13 protein-coding genes are annotated in these 17,884 nt (G+C 50.7%); 7 read left to right on the top strand and 6 right to left on the bottom strand.

The window, feature by feature from the left end; translation table 11 throughout:
* Window positions 1-183 precede the first annotated feature (183 nt).
* From ACTG2J_RS06350 to ACTG2J_RS06335, 4 genes are read left to right on the top strand one after another with little or no spacing between them, the layout of a single operon-like run.
* Complete coding sequence (locus tag ACTG2J_RS06350) at window positions 184-1,272, top strand: CBASS cGAMP-activated phospholipase (RefSeq protein ID WP_042024858.1); 1,089 nt, start codon at window positions 184-186, stop codon at window positions 1,270-1,272.
* Window positions 1,269-2,567 (top strand): CBASS cGAMP synthase, encoded by a 1,299-nt coding sequence (locus tag ACTG2J_RS06345; RefSeq protein ID WP_042024857.1) that lies wholly within the window; start codon window positions 1,269-1,271, stop codon window positions 2,565-2,567. The genes ACTG2J_RS06350 and ACTG2J_RS06345 overlap by 4 nt, the downstream gene beginning before the upstream one ends.
* Window positions 2,568-2,569: 2 nt before the next feature.
* Window positions 2,570-4,291 carry a ThiF family adenylyltransferase gene (locus ACTG2J_RS06340; protein ID WP_164537386.1) on the top strand — a complete coding sequence of 574 codons (1,722 nt, stop codon included), beginning with the start codon at window positions 2,570-2,572 and terminating at the stop codon, window positions 4,289-4,291.
* The gene (locus ACTG2J_RS06335; protein ID WP_162517109.1) at window positions 4,278-4,757 is read left to right on the top strand and encodes a Mov34/MPN/PAD-1 family protein; all 480 of its coding nucleotides are present in this window, start codon (window positions 4,278-4,280) and stop codon (window positions 4,755-4,757) included. The genes ACTG2J_RS06340 and ACTG2J_RS06335 overlap by 14 nt, the downstream gene beginning before the upstream one ends.
* A 614-nt stretch (window positions 4,758-5,371) precedes the next feature.
* Here the strand turns inward: ACTG2J_RS06335 and ACTG2J_RS06330 are convergent.
* Entirely contained in the window at window positions 5,372-7,192 is a 1,821-nt protein-coding gene (locus ACTG2J_RS06330; RefSeq protein ID WP_080768683.1) for a recombinase family protein, read from the bottom strand.
* 1,483 nt (window positions 7,193-8,675) lie between these two features.
* Here ACTG2J_RS06330 and rimO point away from each other — a divergent pair.
* Window positions 8,676-10,103 carry a 30S ribosomal protein S12 methylthiotransferase RimO gene (gene rimO, locus ACTG2J_RS06325; protein ID WP_439988883.1) on the top strand — a complete coding sequence of 476 codons (1,428 nt, stop codon included), beginning with the start codon at window positions 8,676-8,678 and terminating at the stop codon, window positions 10,101-10,103.
* Window positions 10,104-10,183: 80 nt separating this feature from the next.
* Here rimO and ACTG2J_RS06320 read toward each other — a convergent pair whose 3' ends face one another.
* Entirely contained in the window at window positions 10,184-10,765 is a 582-nt protein-coding gene (locus ACTG2J_RS06320; protein WP_439988884.1) for a DUF1349 domain-containing protein, read from the bottom strand.
* Window positions 10,766-10,989: 224 nt separating this feature from the next.
* The gene (locus tag ACTG2J_RS06315) at window positions 10,990-11,367 is read right to left on the bottom strand and encodes a hypothetical protein (RefSeq protein WP_439988885.1); all 378 of its coding nucleotides are present in this window, start codon (window positions 11,365-11,367) and stop codon (window positions 10,990-10,992) included.
* A 501-nt stretch (window positions 11,368-11,868) separates the two neighbouring features.
* Here ACTG2J_RS06315 and ACTG2J_RS06310 point away from each other — a divergent pair.
* Together ACTG2J_RS06310 and ACTG2J_RS06305 are read left to right on the top strand one after the other, a co-directional pair.
* Window positions 11,869-12,555 carry a serine protease gene (locus ACTG2J_RS06310; RefSeq protein WP_335847949.1) on the top strand — a complete coding sequence of 229 codons (687 nt, stop codon included), beginning with the start codon at window positions 11,869-11,871 and terminating at the stop codon, window positions 12,553-12,555.
* On the top strand, window positions 12,555-12,992 hold the full coding sequence (locus ACTG2J_RS06305; RefSeq protein ID WP_439988886.1) for a hypothetical protein: 438 nt from the start codon (window positions 12,555-12,557) through the stop codon (window positions 12,990-12,992). The genes ACTG2J_RS06310 and ACTG2J_RS06305 overlap by 1 nt, the downstream gene beginning before the upstream one ends.
* A 141-nt stretch (window positions 12,993-13,133) precedes the next feature.
* On the opposite strand, the gene thrC is transcribed toward ACTG2J_RS06305, so the two are convergent.
* The 3 genes from thrC to thrA are packed head-to-tail and all read right to left on the bottom strand — an operon-like array spanning window position 13,134 to window position 17,847.
* The gene (thrC, locus tag ACTG2J_RS06300; RefSeq protein ID WP_439988887.1) at window positions 13,134-14,408 is read right to left on the bottom strand and encodes a threonine synthase; all 1,275 of its coding nucleotides are present in this window, start codon (window positions 14,406-14,408) and stop codon (window positions 13,134-13,136) included.
* On the bottom strand, window positions 14,405-15,385 hold the full coding sequence (gene thrB, locus ACTG2J_RS06295) for a homoserine kinase (RefSeq protein WP_439988888.1): 981 nt from the start codon (window positions 15,383-15,385) through the stop codon (window positions 14,405-14,407). The genes thrC and thrB overlap by 4 nt, the downstream gene beginning before the upstream one ends.
* Window positions 15,386-15,387: 2 nt before the next feature.
* On the bottom strand, window positions 15,388-17,847 hold the full coding sequence (thrA, locus tag ACTG2J_RS06290; RefSeq protein WP_439988889.1) for a bifunctional aspartate kinase/homoserine dehydrogenase I: 2,460 nt from the start codon (window positions 17,845-17,847) through the stop codon (window positions 15,388-15,390).
* Between the last annotated feature and the right edge of the window lie 37 nt (window positions 17,848-17,884).

Below are 17,884 nucleotides of genomic sequence, written 5' to 3'. Positions count from 1 at the left end.
GGCAGGTGACCCGTGGAGAAAAGACCAAAGAGTAACAGTAACTTGGAGCAGGGTTAGCTGTTATCAGAACAGTTCATTTTGGCAACAGCGCCGTAGAGTAGCCGTTACAGTGTTCTTTTTACTCTCCCCATTGAAGTGAGCACAGAATCCCCGCATATTGTGTACGGTTCTAATGGAGGCTCCATGAACGACTCTAACAAGCAATTCAAAATCCTGTCTTTGAACGGTGGAGGGGTGCGTGGTCTCTTCTCAATTACCATTTTAGCGGAACTAGAACGGGTTCTGGCTGAGCGCAACAACAATCCTGATTTGGCCATCGGTAATTACTTCGACATGATCACCGGGGCTTCCATCGGCGGAATAATTGCCATTGCTTTGGCTGATGGTCAGAAAGCTAGAGACTTGCAGGGCAAGTTTCACAAAGCAGCTCCAGATATTTTCCCTCGCCAGAGTTGGGTGCCCAATTGTGTTCGAAACATATACCAGCTAGGTAAGCTGTTGCTGAGCCCTCTCTATAAGGCTAACAACCTGGAAAAAGCAGTGACTGAGATCGTGGGAACCGGCAAGACGGTCAGATCGCTAAAACGACGCCTGCTCATCCCAACGGTCAACCTGAGCACAGGTCGCCCTTTGTTCATCAAAACCTGTCATAACTCCCTGTTCACCCGAGATGATCAATTCACCTTGGTTGATGTAGCCATGGCTACATCTGCTGCCCCCACCTACTTCCTACCTCACTATATCGAGTGGCAGAGTGCGTATTTTGCCGATGGAGGCTTACTAGCAAACAATCCATCATTCGTCGCCTATCATGAAGCGCTGAATTATCTGGATGATGAGGAGTTTAAGGGTATAACAGCAAACGATATCAAAATTCTTAATATTGGAACCCTCTCCAACGATTTTTGTATCAATCCCAATAACATCTCTAGGTGGTTCCCTGGGTACTTTGGCCTTTGGGGCGGTGGAAAGGCACTCATTGAGACAGTCATGTCCTCCTCGCAGAAAATGCACGGGTTCATGGCCGGTAAGGCACTAAATCGAGAAGGCATGCCCCCTTGCTATTTCTCGCTTGATGAAACCGTGCCTGATCAACAGGCTCGAGTCATCTCGTTAGACAATGCGAGCGAAGAGTCACTGAAAGCACTTGTCGCGTGGGGAAAATCTGTAGCAACCACAGCTACTGGCAAAAAAGCACTTATCGAGACTTTCTTTAGCACGGAGGCTCCAGCCTTCATTCACCCCACCGACCGTAAGGAAGCGTCAGAATGAAATGGTCAGCACATCTATATCTTACCAATACCAATGACGGTCTCATGAAAAGACTGGAGCCTACCAGCACCGACAAGGCTTCTCTCGAGAAACTTAAGGACACGATCAGAATTCGGACAAAGGGTGTATTCACAGAAGCAAAAGATGTCGTCAAAATGCTGGCCAGCCGTTCTCGGAGCTCAACGAATATCCAACTCGTAGAAAGTGCAATTAGGAAAACCAACCTGCGCTATCTTGACAATGCAGATGTCCAGCGAGTTGTGAAACTGCTCTTGGATATGAGTGATGACGCACGCGGAGCCTTCTTGAATACAGAGCCAAGATTTTGGGTTCAAGGAAGTTACAAGTACAAAACACTGAACAAGCCATATCATAAACCGCCACAACAGATGGACATTGATGATGGTACATACATGCCTATGGATATGTTCAAAGAGCAACCGTTAGTCGGCCATGAGCTTCTTCTCCTACTTGTAGATGCATCGCTAGCATCTTTGGCAGAAGAAAACTACAACTGGAAAGCATTAAAGAAGCCTACTTGTGGACGTATTGTCATCGAAGATAGAAATGTGCATGTAGATGTGCCCATGTATGCAATCCCAAGAGATCAGTTTGAAACTCGAGAAGTGGCATTGAACTCTGTCGCAGGGATGGATTCACTGAATGAAAGTGTTCTCAGTAAGTCAGCCACTCGAAAGCTTGATGAAAATTGTGTTTACTTGGCTGTCAGAGGAAAGGATAAGTGGATTAAGTCAGATCCAGAAATCGTTGCGCGTTGGTTCAGGAGCGCAGTAGCGCGACATGGTGACCCTATGCGGCAGGTCTGTCGATACCTGAAGGCTTGGCGAGATGTGCAGTGGAAATCTCCTGAATTATCCTCCATAGCTCTTATGAAATGCGTCGTTGACACCTTTGATAATACACCTATGCCTGACACAAAAGATCATGGTGAACTTTTGTTAAAAGTAACAGAACAGTTGGCCACCAAGTTAAGGGATGGAGTGGAAAGTCCAGATGCCTCAGATGAAGGTCGCTTGTTGTTTCCCAAGGAAAAGATGGATGATAATACGGTTCAGAGCATTATCTCGAAAGCAGAGACTCTGCACGAAGAACTTAATCGAGCACTGAATAGGCTCTCAACAAAGAACGAAGTACTGAAAACTCTAAATGGACTTTTTGGTGACAGTGTTGTAAACGAAGAGCTTATCAAGCCTTGGGTTGCCATACCTGCATACCAACAACAACGACAACCTCAACGACAAAGCCAAATGACCGATTCAATGACGAGTGGTTGATAGTGACTATCCATAACTTGTTATTACATAGCGGCTTTCGATATGTCGAGAGTCGCAACATCACCGGCCTACCAATTTCTCTACCGAGAGAGTGTCCAGCCTATATAAAAGCCTACCAAACACAGGCAGGCGAATTCATTATTGCTGTAGTTAGGCCAAGAGAAGATCTTAGTCGCTTGCCGGAAACTTACGTTATCAGTCGCCCTGCCAACTTAATCGGTATGGCCTTACCTCACATAAGCAGTTTCCAAAGATTATGTTTGGTGAACCAGGACACTGCCGATTGGGATCCCCAACACCCACCTGCTGTAATTACCATGTTAAACAGCCTGATCCAGCAAGCATTGGACAATGCCGTAACAGCTGGCCATCAACGGCAAGAGGAATTTCAAACCGAGTTTGTGAACTACTGGAATGGGGTCGTGGATGCTTACATTTATGGTGATGCAGGCAAGCTTTCAGGTACAAAATTCTCATACAAGTCGCTGAAAGTGGCAACCTCAGCAGATGGACAAACAGACAAAGAATATGTTGTCTTCCGCAACGCTGGGCAAAGGGATGACTGGTTTAGGTTACGAGGAGAAAAACCGGCTGTGGGCATTGATGGCGACGTGACCGTTGTCAGAGTTAACAACACTGCGATAGCACCAAGTAAATGGCCGCCTCAATCACTCAGGGAAGTCTTTGATTGGTTAAAATCTGCTGACCTCCCTGCTCATGACTCACTGGCCAATGGAATACTCACCAGGCTCACCAAGGGCAGGCAAATGGTGTTGTTCGATATTTCGAACGAAGGCATCATTGGCTTTGAAGTCTGCTTCAGTAAAGCCACCCAGACGATCCTGAAACACCGTACAACGGAACGAGCTAAATCTAGGGGAGGTAAACACAAACTAAAGCTCGGCTCTACCCTTCCTATGCTCAGATCAAAATCCGCAACGACCGCATTCTCTCGCTTAAATGTGAGCTCGATAAGCGACCAAGAGCTTCAACGGCGCAACAGACCTGTTTTCCTTGATCTTGAGAACAAGCAAATCTTGATAATTGGCTGCGGCACCATTGGTGGCTTTGCTGCTCAGCTGCTTGCCAAGGTAGGAGCAGGGCGTGGCAATACCGGTCGGCTAGTTCTCTGTGACAGTGACATTCTGTCTCCAGGCAATCTGAGTCGGCATGCTCTCCCAGCCACTTATATCGGTTGGAATAAAGCTGAGGCCCTAAGTAAGCTAATAAAGCGTGACTCTTTGGGCAATCCAAGAATAGATGTCAAACCTTATCGTTTTGAAATGAATGAAGATAATATTCGTGGCTATGATATTGTGATCGATGCTACTGGTCACGCCCCAACAAGTAAAATGCTCAGTTACTTGGCTCGAGCTTCTACCCAACGTCCTCCCTTCATCATCCACGGCTACAATGATGCTTATGGTCAAGCGTCTGTTGTTATGATCGACGATGGAAAAGCCTGTTATGAATGTGCCAAGCGTCTCGAGATCCTCAAGGAGGTCGATAGACCTGTAGCTCCTCATCGAGTTTCCTGCGGCAGCATTTTTACACCCTATGATGCTAGCGTCAGCACAATTACTGCCGCACTAATTCAAGAGGCCGTGCTGAATACTCTTCAGGATAAGCTTCCCTGGACCTATGCTCAACACTCGACAGGTAATGTAATTCATCATAAGCGTAGAAAGCTGAAAAAATTTGGAGAATGTAGTGTTTGTTCCTGACGTCAAGGCTGAGCTGACCTTGAGTAATAGAGCTGGTGGACTAATAATCGTTGAGACTGCGGTACTTCATATTTTAAATCGATATCGGCAGTTACATCACAGTCAACCTGAGCAAGGAGGTGTATTTATTGGAGAAATTCGGCCACCTCATATAATAATAACTCACGTTACAGAACCTAGTCCCTACGACCAAGCATCGCGTTTTGGTTTTGTACGTAAAAAACAACACCATCAAGTTATGGTTGATCAACTTTGGCACACATCAGGAGGCTATCTTACTTACATAGGTGAGTGGCATACCCATCCTGAATCGAATCCTTTGCCCTCTGCCACTGACGTATCTAGTTGGCGTAAAGGCTTACCTAAAAACAGCACATCCATAGTAGCGATCATTGGTCAAAAGACTGACTGGTGGGGCTACTGTGAGAATGGTCGCTGTGAAGCATTGAAAAATATACTAATTTGAAAGATACAGTGGTATCTGAAATTTTAATTTCCTAACTATTAAGATGCACTAGGGTAAGGTAATTTTAACCATTTCCCATATTTACCTTGCCATGCACAGCTCAAAAAATGTTGGAAGCAGCTATAGGGTAAATTCATATGGTAGTCATCGAGCAAGCTACAAGACACTCATAGTCTAAGATGCTATTTTTAAAGAAAAAAAACAACGTTTTCTAGAGAGAATTGACACGCCTAGAGTTCGTTCCCGCAAGTATGCCTACTGGAAAGGAACTGCGAGGTTAAAATAACAGACCGGAGCTAATGAAAAACTGGATTTATTGCTGCTGGGTGGCGCTACAGCAAGCATTAGAAAATACTAGGTTGGGTATCAAAAAATATGTAGAGAAATTGGTGGTTTAGTTGAATCTCATTTCCATTTTGGTGGATTCTTTCAGTCTTGCAGCTTGCGCTGCATGGGGCCACCACAAAATTTCATTTTTTTGCTCATTCATATGCATGACGCTACACATCATGCCGTGAATATACAGCATTATTTATCTTAGCAGAATAATTTAGTGATTTTACATATCAACCATTAGCAATGGCAAAAATCCTTATCACTAACCGGCATATTAATTACTGGATTTTAGGAACCCAAGTTTCAAATTTTTCAATAGCAGTACGCATTTCCTCAGTCATAGGCTTCTCCTTTAAAACCTTTACCCTTTGATTGAGATATAGTTCATCAGAAATTATAAAATCAGTGCCATTCACCAAGTCTAACATTCTAATTAACTTTCCATCTTTATCGATACACTCGAAGTTATTGACAAATTTATTGTAAGCCAGGAATGCTTCCTCGTTCTCCTGCTGATGGTGCATATCAAAACCGAAGTCGGAGATATACTTATTGTCAATAACAATACCATCGGTACTCATTCCACCAAACAACTCAACCTGAATATAGAAACAGCCAGTAACAGAATGCACCTTTATTGATTTTACTGTCTTATATATTATATCCCTTACCTCGTTCCTTATATCAGCCTGATTGTAGTCAATGTAGTTTGGTGGTATCAGCATATATATATCTGGGTTAATAGAAGCCTCCGCATGACTAATCTCAATGGTCAATTCTTCATTTAACTGTTTACGTTCCCTAGATAATTTATCTAGTCGTTCAGTCAACAGAATATGTATATCTCCCTCTGTGGTTGCTCCCACAGATTGAATCATGATTTCTATTTTTGAACTTATCGATTCTATTTTATTTTTAATCGAAGCAACTTTATTCTCATTTGTATTTTTTTTAGGCTGAAGTATCACGCTGCCAATCAGCAACATTAGTGCATACTCAAAATATCTATTATCAAATGTTGCAGCTGTGCAGCTTTTCACCGAAGTGTCTGACCTTCCGCTGCATTTATAACGGAGCTTTTCATCTTTTTTTCCGGCTTTACTACGGTAGACCTGTAGTGAACTGCCACAGTCCCCACAAGTGGCTATACGCATTCCAGTAACAATGCCCGCAGCGTTTTTCATCTTACTAGTAAACTGTTTTTTTTCACTACGCACTCGCTTAGCTTGTGCAAATTCAGCCTCAGTGCAAACAGCGGGATAATAATTTACCAACAGATGCTCGCGACCATCAATATGAATTATTTTTTCGCCTAAAACTGCACGATCACTTATAATCTTTTTAATAAGATTTATTCCCCACCCCTCTTTATTAGAATTTTGAGCTATTGTAGGGGGGGTATAACTTTCATCTAAATGCTTTTTAATTGCTATATGCCCCCTCCCTTCTCGAATCATCATAATCATTTCTTTAACTATAGAGAAATAATATGGATGAGGGCGTACAAACCCAGTTGTCGTATCAACCCAAAATTTATTTTTACCGAAGCCATTAATTGCAGCTGGATAACCATCTGCATCGCACTCACCATTTTGATGACGCTTTAATGCAACACGAGCTGCACCAGTAACCCGAGCAGAAAGTTTATTTGTATAATCATTGCTGCTTTCAAGTTTAACTAGTGACAAAATCGCGGATGCAAGATTATCTTTTTGATATACTGCCCCATCAATCCATGTATAAACAACAATATTGGCTGCGAGAATACAGGTTAAGAACTCACTGGCTCTTGTTAACGCTAAGCGAGAGAAACGATCGATGTTTTCCATGGCCAATACAGAGCCGGGTGCAATATGACCTGAACGACTTAGTTCAATAAACCTCCCCAGACATCCATGTTCAATGTTTTCCCCCTTACTGGCTGACATTCCGTTATCTGACATATAGATAACAGGCATGTTACTATATTTTAACTTTGTTGCATCAACCAAAGCCCCCTCAGTCTGACGTTGTACGCCAGTTTTATTACCGGCGGCCTGCTTATCCGTACTTACACGACTATACAGATATAGTGTTGGTGCAGACGACCTTAAATCCATAACATCTCCAAAAATTGATTCTATGACGAGGCTATATATGCTAGATACACAACTATACTTGTACGCTACCGGTACAGTTGAATTAAATTAAAGCAGACATGCCTAGACCAGATGCCCAGCTACGACACAATCACTTAGCGCCGTTCATTTTCTGAACACAAACACTATTGCCGACACACGGTATATAACCACTAGCAAACATTTAAATGGAAGGTTATATCCAAAAACACTAGATATCAACCCCCATCAAAAAATAATCACCTCATCAGAAATAAACTATCCATACTCTCTATTATTAATTTCCACTTATATATTTCAGGCTAGGAAGTAGCAAGGAGAAACGAGGGTTCGCAGTCATACTGCCGTAATAATACCACCACCATGGCGATGTCTTGTTCTTTCTCAAGATACGCTTGCTCAAGCGCGAAATGAAGGTTGCGCATATTCGGTGTAGATGACGATAGACTCCAATGATAAAAAGATACTTGACCAAAGTCCGTGATGGTGTGGCACCGAGAACATGATGGTCAGCCGATGAGTTTGGTCAAAATAAGCAGGAAGAACGTGACCACGTAAACATATTAATTATATTGAATGTCACTTCTTTGACCAACTGGCAAGTAAGGAAGATCGGCACATTTCTGCTTTCTGCTTTCTGCTTTCTGCTTTCTGCTTTCTGCTTTCTGCTTTCTGCTTTCTGCTTTCTGCTTTCTGCTTTCTGCTTTCTGCTTTCTGCTTATCAGTGATAAGCGTACTTATTGCATGCCCCATGCATAATAAAATTTAATATACAAGAGAGACTTTCATATTTTCTCTTCAATAAAAAGCCTGCGAGGGGTAGTAAAACTGGTTTCTCTTCGCTGCGTAGCAGCGGAATGTTGAAACGCTAAAATTTTATTACCTCTCTTATTATTAGTAAATGGACAATTTTTAGAATTTTTCAAGTGGGGGGATGTGAAAAGAAGTTAAAAATCACCTCCCTTGACTAAATTACAACCAACAATGCTGGTTTTTACCTATCCCCCCCGTCGACTTATTACTTATTGACAAACCCCATGCTCAATACAGACTATCAGATCGACAATTACCTGTGCCCGTATCGGTGTAGTCAAGAGTTACTCTGCTTACGAGCAACTCCTGGTACTGGCAGCGAAGTTCGCGGCAACCAGCAGGATGATCAGCACCAGACTGCGATCCATGACGCAGGTTGCAAGCAAATCGGCACTGCCTAACTGTTTAGTGTAGATCTCCCCCTCATGCTGTAGGCTGTAGACACTGGCATGAGGAATTCGAGTCAGAACTCGTGACCGAGGACACTGTTGTTGATGATCGCATCGTCATCACCTCTCAAGAAAAGACACAAAATATCGCGCATTGAAATCTAATATCACAGGTTAAAAAATGCACACATCACTTCTTCCTCTTTCCCGCTCATCAGGTATAATCCGCAATCTTTTTTTGCATTAGTGACCAGCGATCCTCTATGACCGTCAACCGTTTTGACCCTAGCTCAGACAGCCTGACACCTGCAACTACGCGGGTTCAGCCATCGGACGACCAACCTGTCCAACAAGCGACTTCCAGCATTATTAGGTCTCACCATCCAAGGATTGGTTTTGTGAGCTTGGGTTGCCCCAAAAACCTGGTCGATTCAGAACGCATCCTGACCCAGCTGCGTACCGAAGGGTACGATGTGGTGCCCAGCTATGACGATGCCGAGCTGGTCGTCGTCAACACCTGCGGCTTTATCGACAGCGCGGTGCAAGAGTCGCTGGAAGCGATCGGCGAAGCGCTGGCCGAGAACGGCAAGGTGATCGTCACCGGCTGCCTTGGCGCCAAAGAGAATCAGATCCGCGAGATCCACCCCAAGGTGCTCGAGATCACCGGCCCCCACGCCTATGAAGAGGTGCTGGGACACGTCCACAAATATGTGGAGAAGCCGCAGCACAACCCCTTCACCAGTCTGGTTCCGGCCCACGGCGTCAAGCTGACCCCGCGCCACTACGCCTATCTGAAGATTTCCGAAGGGTGCAACCACCGCTGCACCTTCTGCATCATCCCCTCCATGCGCGGGGATCTGGTGAGCCGCCCCATCGGCGACGTGCTGGCCGAAGCCAAGCGCCTGAAAGAGGCGGGCGTGAAAGAGCTGCTGGTGATCTCCCAGGACACCTCCGCCTACGGCGTCGATGTGAAGCACCGCACCGGTTTCTACGACGGTATGCCGGTCAAGACCAGCATGGTCGCCCTGTGCGAAGAGCTGGCCAAGCTCGCTATCTGGGTGCGACTGCACTACGTCTACCCCTACCCGCACGTGGATGACGTCATCCCGCTGATGCGCGATGGCAAGATCCTGCCCTACCTCGACATCCCGCTGCAGCACGCCAGCCCGCGCATCCTCAAACTGATGAAGCGCCCGGGTTCGGTCGAACGTACCCTGGAGCGGATCCAGAAGTGGCGCGAGATCTGCCCGCAGATCACCCTGCGTTCCACCTTTATCGTCGGCTTCCCGGGCGAGACCGAGGAAGACTTCCAGATGCTGCTGGACTTTATCGACAAGGCGGAGCTGGATCGCGTCGGCTGCTTCAAATACAGCCCGGTCGAAGGGGCGCTGGCCAACGAGCTGCCGGATCCGGTACCGGAAGCCGTACAGGAAGAGCGCTTCCAGCGCTTTATGGAGCTGCAACAGCAGGTCTCCATCCGCAAGCTGGCCCGCAAAGTGGGTCAGGAGCTGACCGTCATCATCGACGAGGTGGACGAAGAGGGCGCCACTGGCCGCTCTTTTGCCGATGCACCGGAGATCGACGGTCTGGTCTACCTCAACGGCGAAACCGGCCTCAAGCCGGGGGACATGGTCAAGGTACGGATCGACGAATCCGACGAATATGACCTGTGGGCCAGCCTGATCAGCTAATTGAGGCTCTAACAGCCAAATGAAAAAAGCGCCTGCGGGCGCTTTTTTATTGGCTCAATATCGCAGGCAAAACCGCTGACCTAGCTCAAATCATGGAGCGCCTTGCCAAGGGGCGGCGTGAGGCGCAGGTCAGAGAAGCGCACCGCCAGCCCCTGCCGCTCCGGCGTGCAGCACATCACCCCGATAAAGCAGCGTTCGCTTGGCGGGAACGGGGCGAGGCGCAGCAGCGGCCACACCTTGCCATCGATGGAGTATTGCAAACGCAGGCAATCGGCCAGCCGGGTCAGCCGCAGCCAGAAGCGGCGCGGATTGCCGGGGAAAATACCGGTGGCCCAGTCAGAGCGCGGATTGGTCAGCACGCTGCCGATCATCGGCTGGGCATCGTTGTACTCGATCCCCGCTTTCAGCCAGTGCGCCTCGTCTTGCAGCAGCATCAGCCCCGCCTGATCGTAGAGGGTAGTGAACTCCCCCTCGACGCAGACCTGAAAGGTAAACTCCCCCGCCACCTCGCAGCCATAGAGATGTCCGCTATGGCGCTCGAAGCCATACCAGGTGCTGCGCCAAAAATCGGTCTGCTGGTCTGTGACAACCTGCAAGCCGTCGTCTGTCTGGTGCCACTCGGCGGGCTCATTGAGCCAGCTCCATTGTTGTCCTTCCATCATCCTGCTTTGATCCCTTATCCCGCGTAATCCCGCAAAAATGGGGCTCACCAACGCCTCGTCCGGTCACGACAGGTCATGGCTGCGCCTCTGCGGAACCCAAAAAGGAGTCAATAGTGTCGCTATTACCGCCCCGATACAAGGCTTGTGCGTTGCGCCATCAGTGCGCCCCAAAAAGCGCGGGGGGCCTGATGGCCCCCCGCAAACACACCGGATGAGAAAATGCCTTACTTGGCAGCGCTATCCTTCACGCACTTCTGGACAAAGCTGTTCTTGGCCGCGCCAGCCAGCTTCTTGTCAGCTGCCGCCTTCTCGCACTTGGCCGCCGGATCCACCGCCGCGCCCGTCTTCACGCACTTCTGGATAAAGCTGTTCTTGGCCGCACCGGCCAGCTTCTTGTCGGAGGCCGCCTTCTCGCACTCGCCGGTCGCGGCGCCAGCGGCATCTTTCACGCACTTTCCGACAAAGCTGGTCTTGGCGGCGCCGTTAAGCTTTTTGGCCGCGGCCTGCGCCTCGCACTGCAACTGGGCTGTGTCGTTGGCAAAGACCGGATTGGCCAGCAGCACGCTGCCGCAGAGCAGGCCGAACAGGATGGTACGCTTCATGGGTAATATCCTCTCTATCTGGTGATGTGTTTGCATGGTCATATTTGCATGACGATGTGTTGCAAATGGCTGTGATGGCAACAGCTGATTGTTGCTGCAGATCCCCCGCCTCGCCAGCTTGGGAGACGGAGCAGAGGGCAACCATCGCCCGCACTATAGCGCCGATTGGCAGGGCGGGATTGTCCCCGTAAAGCCTTCTCCAACAGCAAGCCTGCCCCCTACCTTCCCGCCAACCCCAATAGAATCAAGGGTCATGGGAATCCTGCCTCCGCCCACACCCTTTTATTGAGCCAGCGCAAAAAATCAGTCATTACTGACACTTACGTCATTTTTTGACTGGTGTGGCCAGATTCGATTGGCTTAACATAGCCATCCGGTGCCTATTCATCAGTGATGGGTTGCTACCCTCGCTGGTTAATGGAGCATATTGGAAGCTGTAATCCACGGGCGGTAGCGTGGTTTTTTAAAAACGATTGATACAATTCGTAACTAGGAGTGCTGATGTATAAAAATGTTTGGAAAACCCATGCCGGTGGGTCATTAATGATTGTCAGAATAAACCGAATAGATAATCCGAATGGCACATTTGAAGTGATTGGTTCTGGTTTTCTTTGCCACAATAAAGGCTATGTTTTGACATGTGCCCATTTAATCAATCTAACAGATGAACTTGCAGTTATACCTACTACCAATGTCAATTCATTTAACAAAATGACAATTGAAAAAGCTAACTGCGTGACAGTTTCAATTGCTCAGTTTGATTCAACGAATGATATTGCGCTATTGAAACTGCCTAATGATATCTCTGTTCATTTACCTTTTGATATTTTCCATAGAGGGGTAACTCCTGATGTTGGTAGTTCTGTAGCATGTTTAGGTTATCCTTTTGGTAATTTTGGCAACCATGTATTGAAAATTACAAGTGGCATCATCAGTTCAAAAGTCCAGAACGAAAACGGTACAAATCAATATCAAATTGATGCAATGATACATGAAAGCAACAGTGGTGGACCTTTAGTTGATTTAGCTTCCAACAAAGTGATTGGGATAGTAAGTGGACGTTTTAGTCCTGCTGGCGGACAAGGTGGCTTAATGTTAGGGAATTATCAGATTGGAAGTGAGAGTTCAATAGGATTAGCGGTTACAGCTCAATATGCACTTGAACTATTAAAAGCTGAGGGACTATAGTGAACTATTCTGAAATAGACATTAAAGAGTTTATAAATGAGACAGTGCCTGCATATAATAAAGCATCGGTTGTTGAAGCATTAAAAAAAAGTCCCGATGAATTAGAGCAGCTAGGAATGCAGTTAACCGGAGAGACTGGGAACCGTAGCTTTATCGTCAAAACAGGGGCAAACACAACCAGTAACAACAGTCTGTGGCAATGTATCAAAAGCGAAGTATATGACTACTTCTGTACAAAATCGGCTAAGTACAGGGCCGAAAGAAACAAAGCTGAAATCAACATTAAAAACATATTAACTATCATTGCGACAGCTATAGCATCTCAGTTTAACTTGGCTATTGGAGTGGTCGCTGGAGCTGTAACTGTCGCAATCATAAGTGTTTTTAAAATCGGGAAGAATGCTTGGTGTGAATTAAGTAAAGCAAGTAACACGTAAAAGGTTGTGCGGTAGCACAATATCCAATCATGAATCCAAATACATTGCTTTATTAATTTCATCCAAAGGTATATTTCCCTAATTGAGAATCCCCCGTTACCGGGGGATTTTTATTTCTATCGGTTATCTCAGCTAAGCGGCTTAGCCCACCAAAAACGCCCTTAACCGGGCAAACTCCGCAGGCAAATTCACGGAGAGCAGCGGCAGCTCGGCGTGTTTGGCCAGCGGGCCGGGCAGCGGCACATCGAGATTGAGGATCTCGTCCACCGACTCCTTGAACTTGGCGGGATGAGCGGTGCAGAGGAACACACCCACTTCGTCCTCAGCCAGCTGTTCCCCCAGCAGATCCCAGGCAATGGCGCCGTGGGGTTCGCACAGATAATCCAGCTGATGCAGCCGTTTAAGGGCAGCGCGGGTCTGGGCGTCGTCACGCATGCCAGAACCCAGGGTCTCCAGCGCCCAGCCTTTGCGGCGGCACAGCTCTTCCACTCGTGGCCAGTTGTTGGGGCGGCTCACATCCATGGCATTCGACAGGGTTGCCACTGTCTGGTGCGGCTCCCACTGGCCGCTTTTCAGGTAGCGCGGCACGGTATCGTTGGCGTTGGTGGCAGCGATAAAGCGCTTCACCGGCAGCCCCAGCGCCTTGGCGATAAGGCCTGCGGTCAGGTTGCCAAAGTTGCCAGACGGCACGCTGATCACCGCCTTGGCGCGATCGGCCTTGGGCAGCTGGGCCACAGCTTCGAAGTAGTAGCAAACCTGCGCCAGCAGACGGCTGATATTGATGGAGTTGGCAGAGTTGAGGCCAATGGCCTTTTTCAGCGCCTCGTCGTCAAAGGCCTGTTTTACCAGCGCCTGACAGGCATCGAAGTCGCCATCAATGGCGATGGTGCGGATATTGCCGCCGAGGGTGCAGAAGAGCTTCTCCTGCAAGGGGCTGATCTTGCCCTTGGGATAGAGGATCACCACCTCGATCCCCTCCAGCCCGTAGAAGGCGTGGGCCACGGCGGCGCCGGTGTCGCCGGAGGTGGCGGTGAGGATGGTGATCTTGTCGTTGGTTCTAAAGGCCGCGAGGCACTGGGCCATAAAGCGGCCGCCGAAGTCCTTGAATGCCAGGGTCGGGCCGTGGAACAGCTCAAGGGCATAGGTGCCGTCTTTCAATTTGACCAGCGGCGCCGGGAAGGTGAAGGCGGCATTGATCAGCTCGCTCACCTTAGGCTTGGGCACTTCGTCCCCCAGCAGGTGGCTCAGGATGCGGGCAGAGCGTTCGGCCAGCGGCAGATCGAGCAAGGCATCCACATCGGCGAGCGGTTCGAGTTGTTCGGGGAAGAAGAGCCCCTGTTCGCGACCCAAGCCCTGACGCACCGCCTGCGCGAAGCTCACCTGTTCGCTGTTGTCCTTGATGTTGTAGAGATTCATAGCTCGCTTCCTGTTACCCGTGCCCCGGCCATGTCCAGTTTGCAGACCCGGGCAAATCCATCTTCGTTCTGCACGAAATGTGCTTCCATCCAATCTTTCATCCGCTCGGCCTGCGCCAGATCCTTCATCACCACAAATACGGTGGGACCGGAGCCGGAGATGCCGGTGGCCAGCGCTCCGTTCTGGGCCGCCTGCGCCCGCACCTCGGCAAAGCCTTCGATCAGCGCCGCGCGGTAGGGCTCGGCAATCACGTCTTTCAATACGCTCGCCGCCAGCCCCTCCTGCCCGGTGTAGCTGGCGTGGACAAAGGCAGCCAGGCGGCGGCCATAGGTGAGGCAATCCTGACGGCGATATTGGGCCGGCAGAATGGCGCGGGCCGCGGCTGTGGAGACCACTGTGCCCGGGTAGCAGACCACCCAGTACCACTCGTCAAACACCGGAATGCCCTGGCTGATAACGCCATGCTCTTCCAGCACCAGCTGCATGCCGCCCAGATAACAGGGGGCGACGTTGTCGTAGTGAACGGAGCCGGAGATCTTGCCTTCCATCTCCCCCATCAGCAGCAGCATGTCGTGCTCATTGAGCGGCTTGCCGTGGAAGGCGTTGAGCCCCTCAAGGGCCGCCACCACGCTGCAGGCGCTGGAACCCAGACCCGAGCCCACCGGCAGGTTCTTCTCCAGCACCATTTCGAGCGGCTTGAGTTTAAGGCCCCGCTTCTCCAGCGCCTCGCCATAGGCGACCCAGCAGTCATGGAGGATATTCTTTTTCGGATCGTCCGGCAGCTTGTGGGCGTAACGGCCCACAGAGGAGAGCGCAAACGGCACATCAGCCGCTTTTACCTGCACCCGATCGCCCAAGAGGGAGCCATCCACGGGGGCGAGCGCCGCCCCCAGTACATCGAATCCCACGCTCAGGTTAGCGCTGGAGGCGGGCGCATAGGCGACCACACTACTGCTCTGGTACATGTCTGAACTCATGCTTATAGCTCCTGCTTCCAGTTCTGGGTGCGCAGCACGTCGGCAAAGACGCCAGCGGCAGTCACTTCGGTACCGGCGCCATAGCCACGCAGCACCAGCGGGATCGGCTGGTAGTAGGTGGAGAAGAAGGCGAGTGCGTTCTCCCCGTCTTTGACCTTGAACAGCGGCTCGTCGGCGCCGACCGCCTTGATGGCGACCTTGCACTTGCCACCTTCGATGGAGCCCACATAGCGCAGCACCTTGCCCTGAGCTTGCGCGGCTGCGAACTGGTCGCGGAACCAGCCGTCAGCCTCCGGCAGGCGAGCCATAAAGGCTTCTACATCGCCGCTGGCGTCAAAGCCCGGCGGCAGCGCCTGCTCGACTTCGACATCGGAGAGCTCCAGCGCCATGCCCGCCTCGCGGGCCAGAATGAGCAGCTTGCGCGCCACATCCATGCCGTTGAGATCGTCGCGGGGATCCGGCTCGGTAAAGCCGTTGCTGCGGGCGATTTGGGTCGCCTCGGAGAAAGCCATCCCCTCATCCAGCTTGCCAAAGATAAAGGAGAGCGAACCGGAGAGGATGCCGTCGAAGGCGCGCAGCTTGTCACCGGCCTTGATAAGGTTCTGCAGGTTCTCGATAACCGGCAGGCCCGCGCCCACGTTGGTTTCATACAGGAACTTGCGGCGAGTCTGGCGGGCGGTGCGGCGCAGCGCCTTGTAGTAATCGAGCGAGCCGGTGTTGGCCTTCTTGTTCGGAGTCACCACATGGAAACCGGCGGCCAGGAAGTCGGCATACTGGACGGCCACCGCCTCGGAGGAGGTGCAGTCGACGATCACCGGGTTGATGATGTGGCTATCCTCCACCAGCTTTTTCACCCCTTCCAGCGAGAAGCTGTCACGGGCTTCCACCAGCTGTTCACGCCAGTTGGTGAGGTTCAGGCCATCCTTGTTGACCGCCATCTGGCGGCTGTTGGCGATGCCGACCACCCGCAGGCCAGTGCCCTGTTCGGCCAGAACCGGTTGCTGGCGGGCGATCTGATCCACCAGCGCGGCACCGACGCCACCGACCCCAACAACAAACAGATCGATAAACTGCTGGCTGCCAAAGAAGTTCTGGTGGCACGCCTTGATGGCTTCCGCCACCTTGCGATCCCGCACCACCGCCGAGATGGAGCGCTCGCTCGACCCCTGCGCAATGGCGACGATATTGATGGAGGCTTGCGCCAGCGAGGTGAAGAAGCGGGCCGCCATCCCCTTGCTGGTGCGCATGCCGTCACCGATCAGGGAGATGATCGCCAGATCGCTGATGATATCCAGCGGCTCCAGCAGCTGGTTTTTGAATTCGAGCTCGAACTCGCGCTCCAGCACCTTGCGGGTCTTCTCGCTGTCGTAGCTGTGGATACAGAAGCTGACGCTGTACTCGGAAGATGACTGGGTGATCAGCACGATACTGACCCCGGCGCGGGAGACGGCGGAGAAGATGCGACCGGCCATGCCGACCATCCCCTTCATGCCGGGACCGGAGACGTTGAACATGCACATGCCGGAGAGATCCGAGATGGCCTTCACTTTCAGGTCATCGTCGCCGCTCTCGGGGCCGATCAGGGTGCCCGGCCCCTGCGGGTTGAAGCTGTTCTTGATGAGGCAGGGAATATGGAACTGGGCCACCGGCGCGATGGTTTTCGGGTGCAGCACCTTGGCACCGAAGTAGGAGAGCTCCATCGCCTCCTTGTAGGAGAGGGTTTTCAGCAGATAGGCATCCGGTACCAGACGGGGGTCGCAGCTGTAGCAGCCCTCGACGTCAGTCCAGATCTCGCAGCACTCGGCATCGACGCAGGCGGCCAGGACGGCTGCGGAGTAATCCGACCCGTTACGACCCAGCAGCACTGTCTCGCCCTTGTCGCTGCCACCGGTAAAGCCCGGCATCAGGTAAAGACAGTCGCTACGCAGCCCCTTGGCGGCAAAGCGCAGGCGGGAGGCTTCGATATCGACATGGGCTTCCAGATAGCCGCCGTCGGTCACCAGCAGCTCTTCCGGCACGATCAGCTCCAGATCCAGACCGCGCACCCGCAGCAGCTCGTGCATAAAGGCGATGGAGAGGTTCTCGCCACGGCTCAGAATGCGCGCCTGCACGTTGTCCGGGCAGAGGCCCAGCAGACGGATGCCCTGCATCAGCCGCTCCACCTGATCCAGCTCGGCGGTGAGACGGGCCAGCAGCGCCTTGTCATCGAGCGCCGGATAGGCTGCCTTCAACCCGGCCAGCAGGCGGGAGAAGATACCGTTGACTTCAAACAGGGTGGAACTGGCATCCATGCCGCGACTGGTCTGTTCCACCAGCGCCACCAGATGATTGGTCACCTTGGCAGGTGCAGAGAGCACCAGGGCTACCTGAGATTGGCCGTGGGTGTTGACCGCGATATCGGCCACCCGTAAAAAACGCTCTGCATCGGCCAGTGAAGACCCGCCAAATTTCAACACTCTCATCGCTTTCTCTCCCTGTAAATCTATGAAATTCAATCTA

Origin of the sequence: Aeromonas sp. 6P, from assembly GCF_051919525.1 — a bacterium.
Classification (GTDB): domain Bacteria; phylum Pseudomonadota; class Gammaproteobacteria; order Enterobacterales; family Aeromonadaceae; genus Aeromonas; species Aeromonas veronii.
This window is presented reverse-complemented; position numbering and strand designations above follow the sequence as displayed.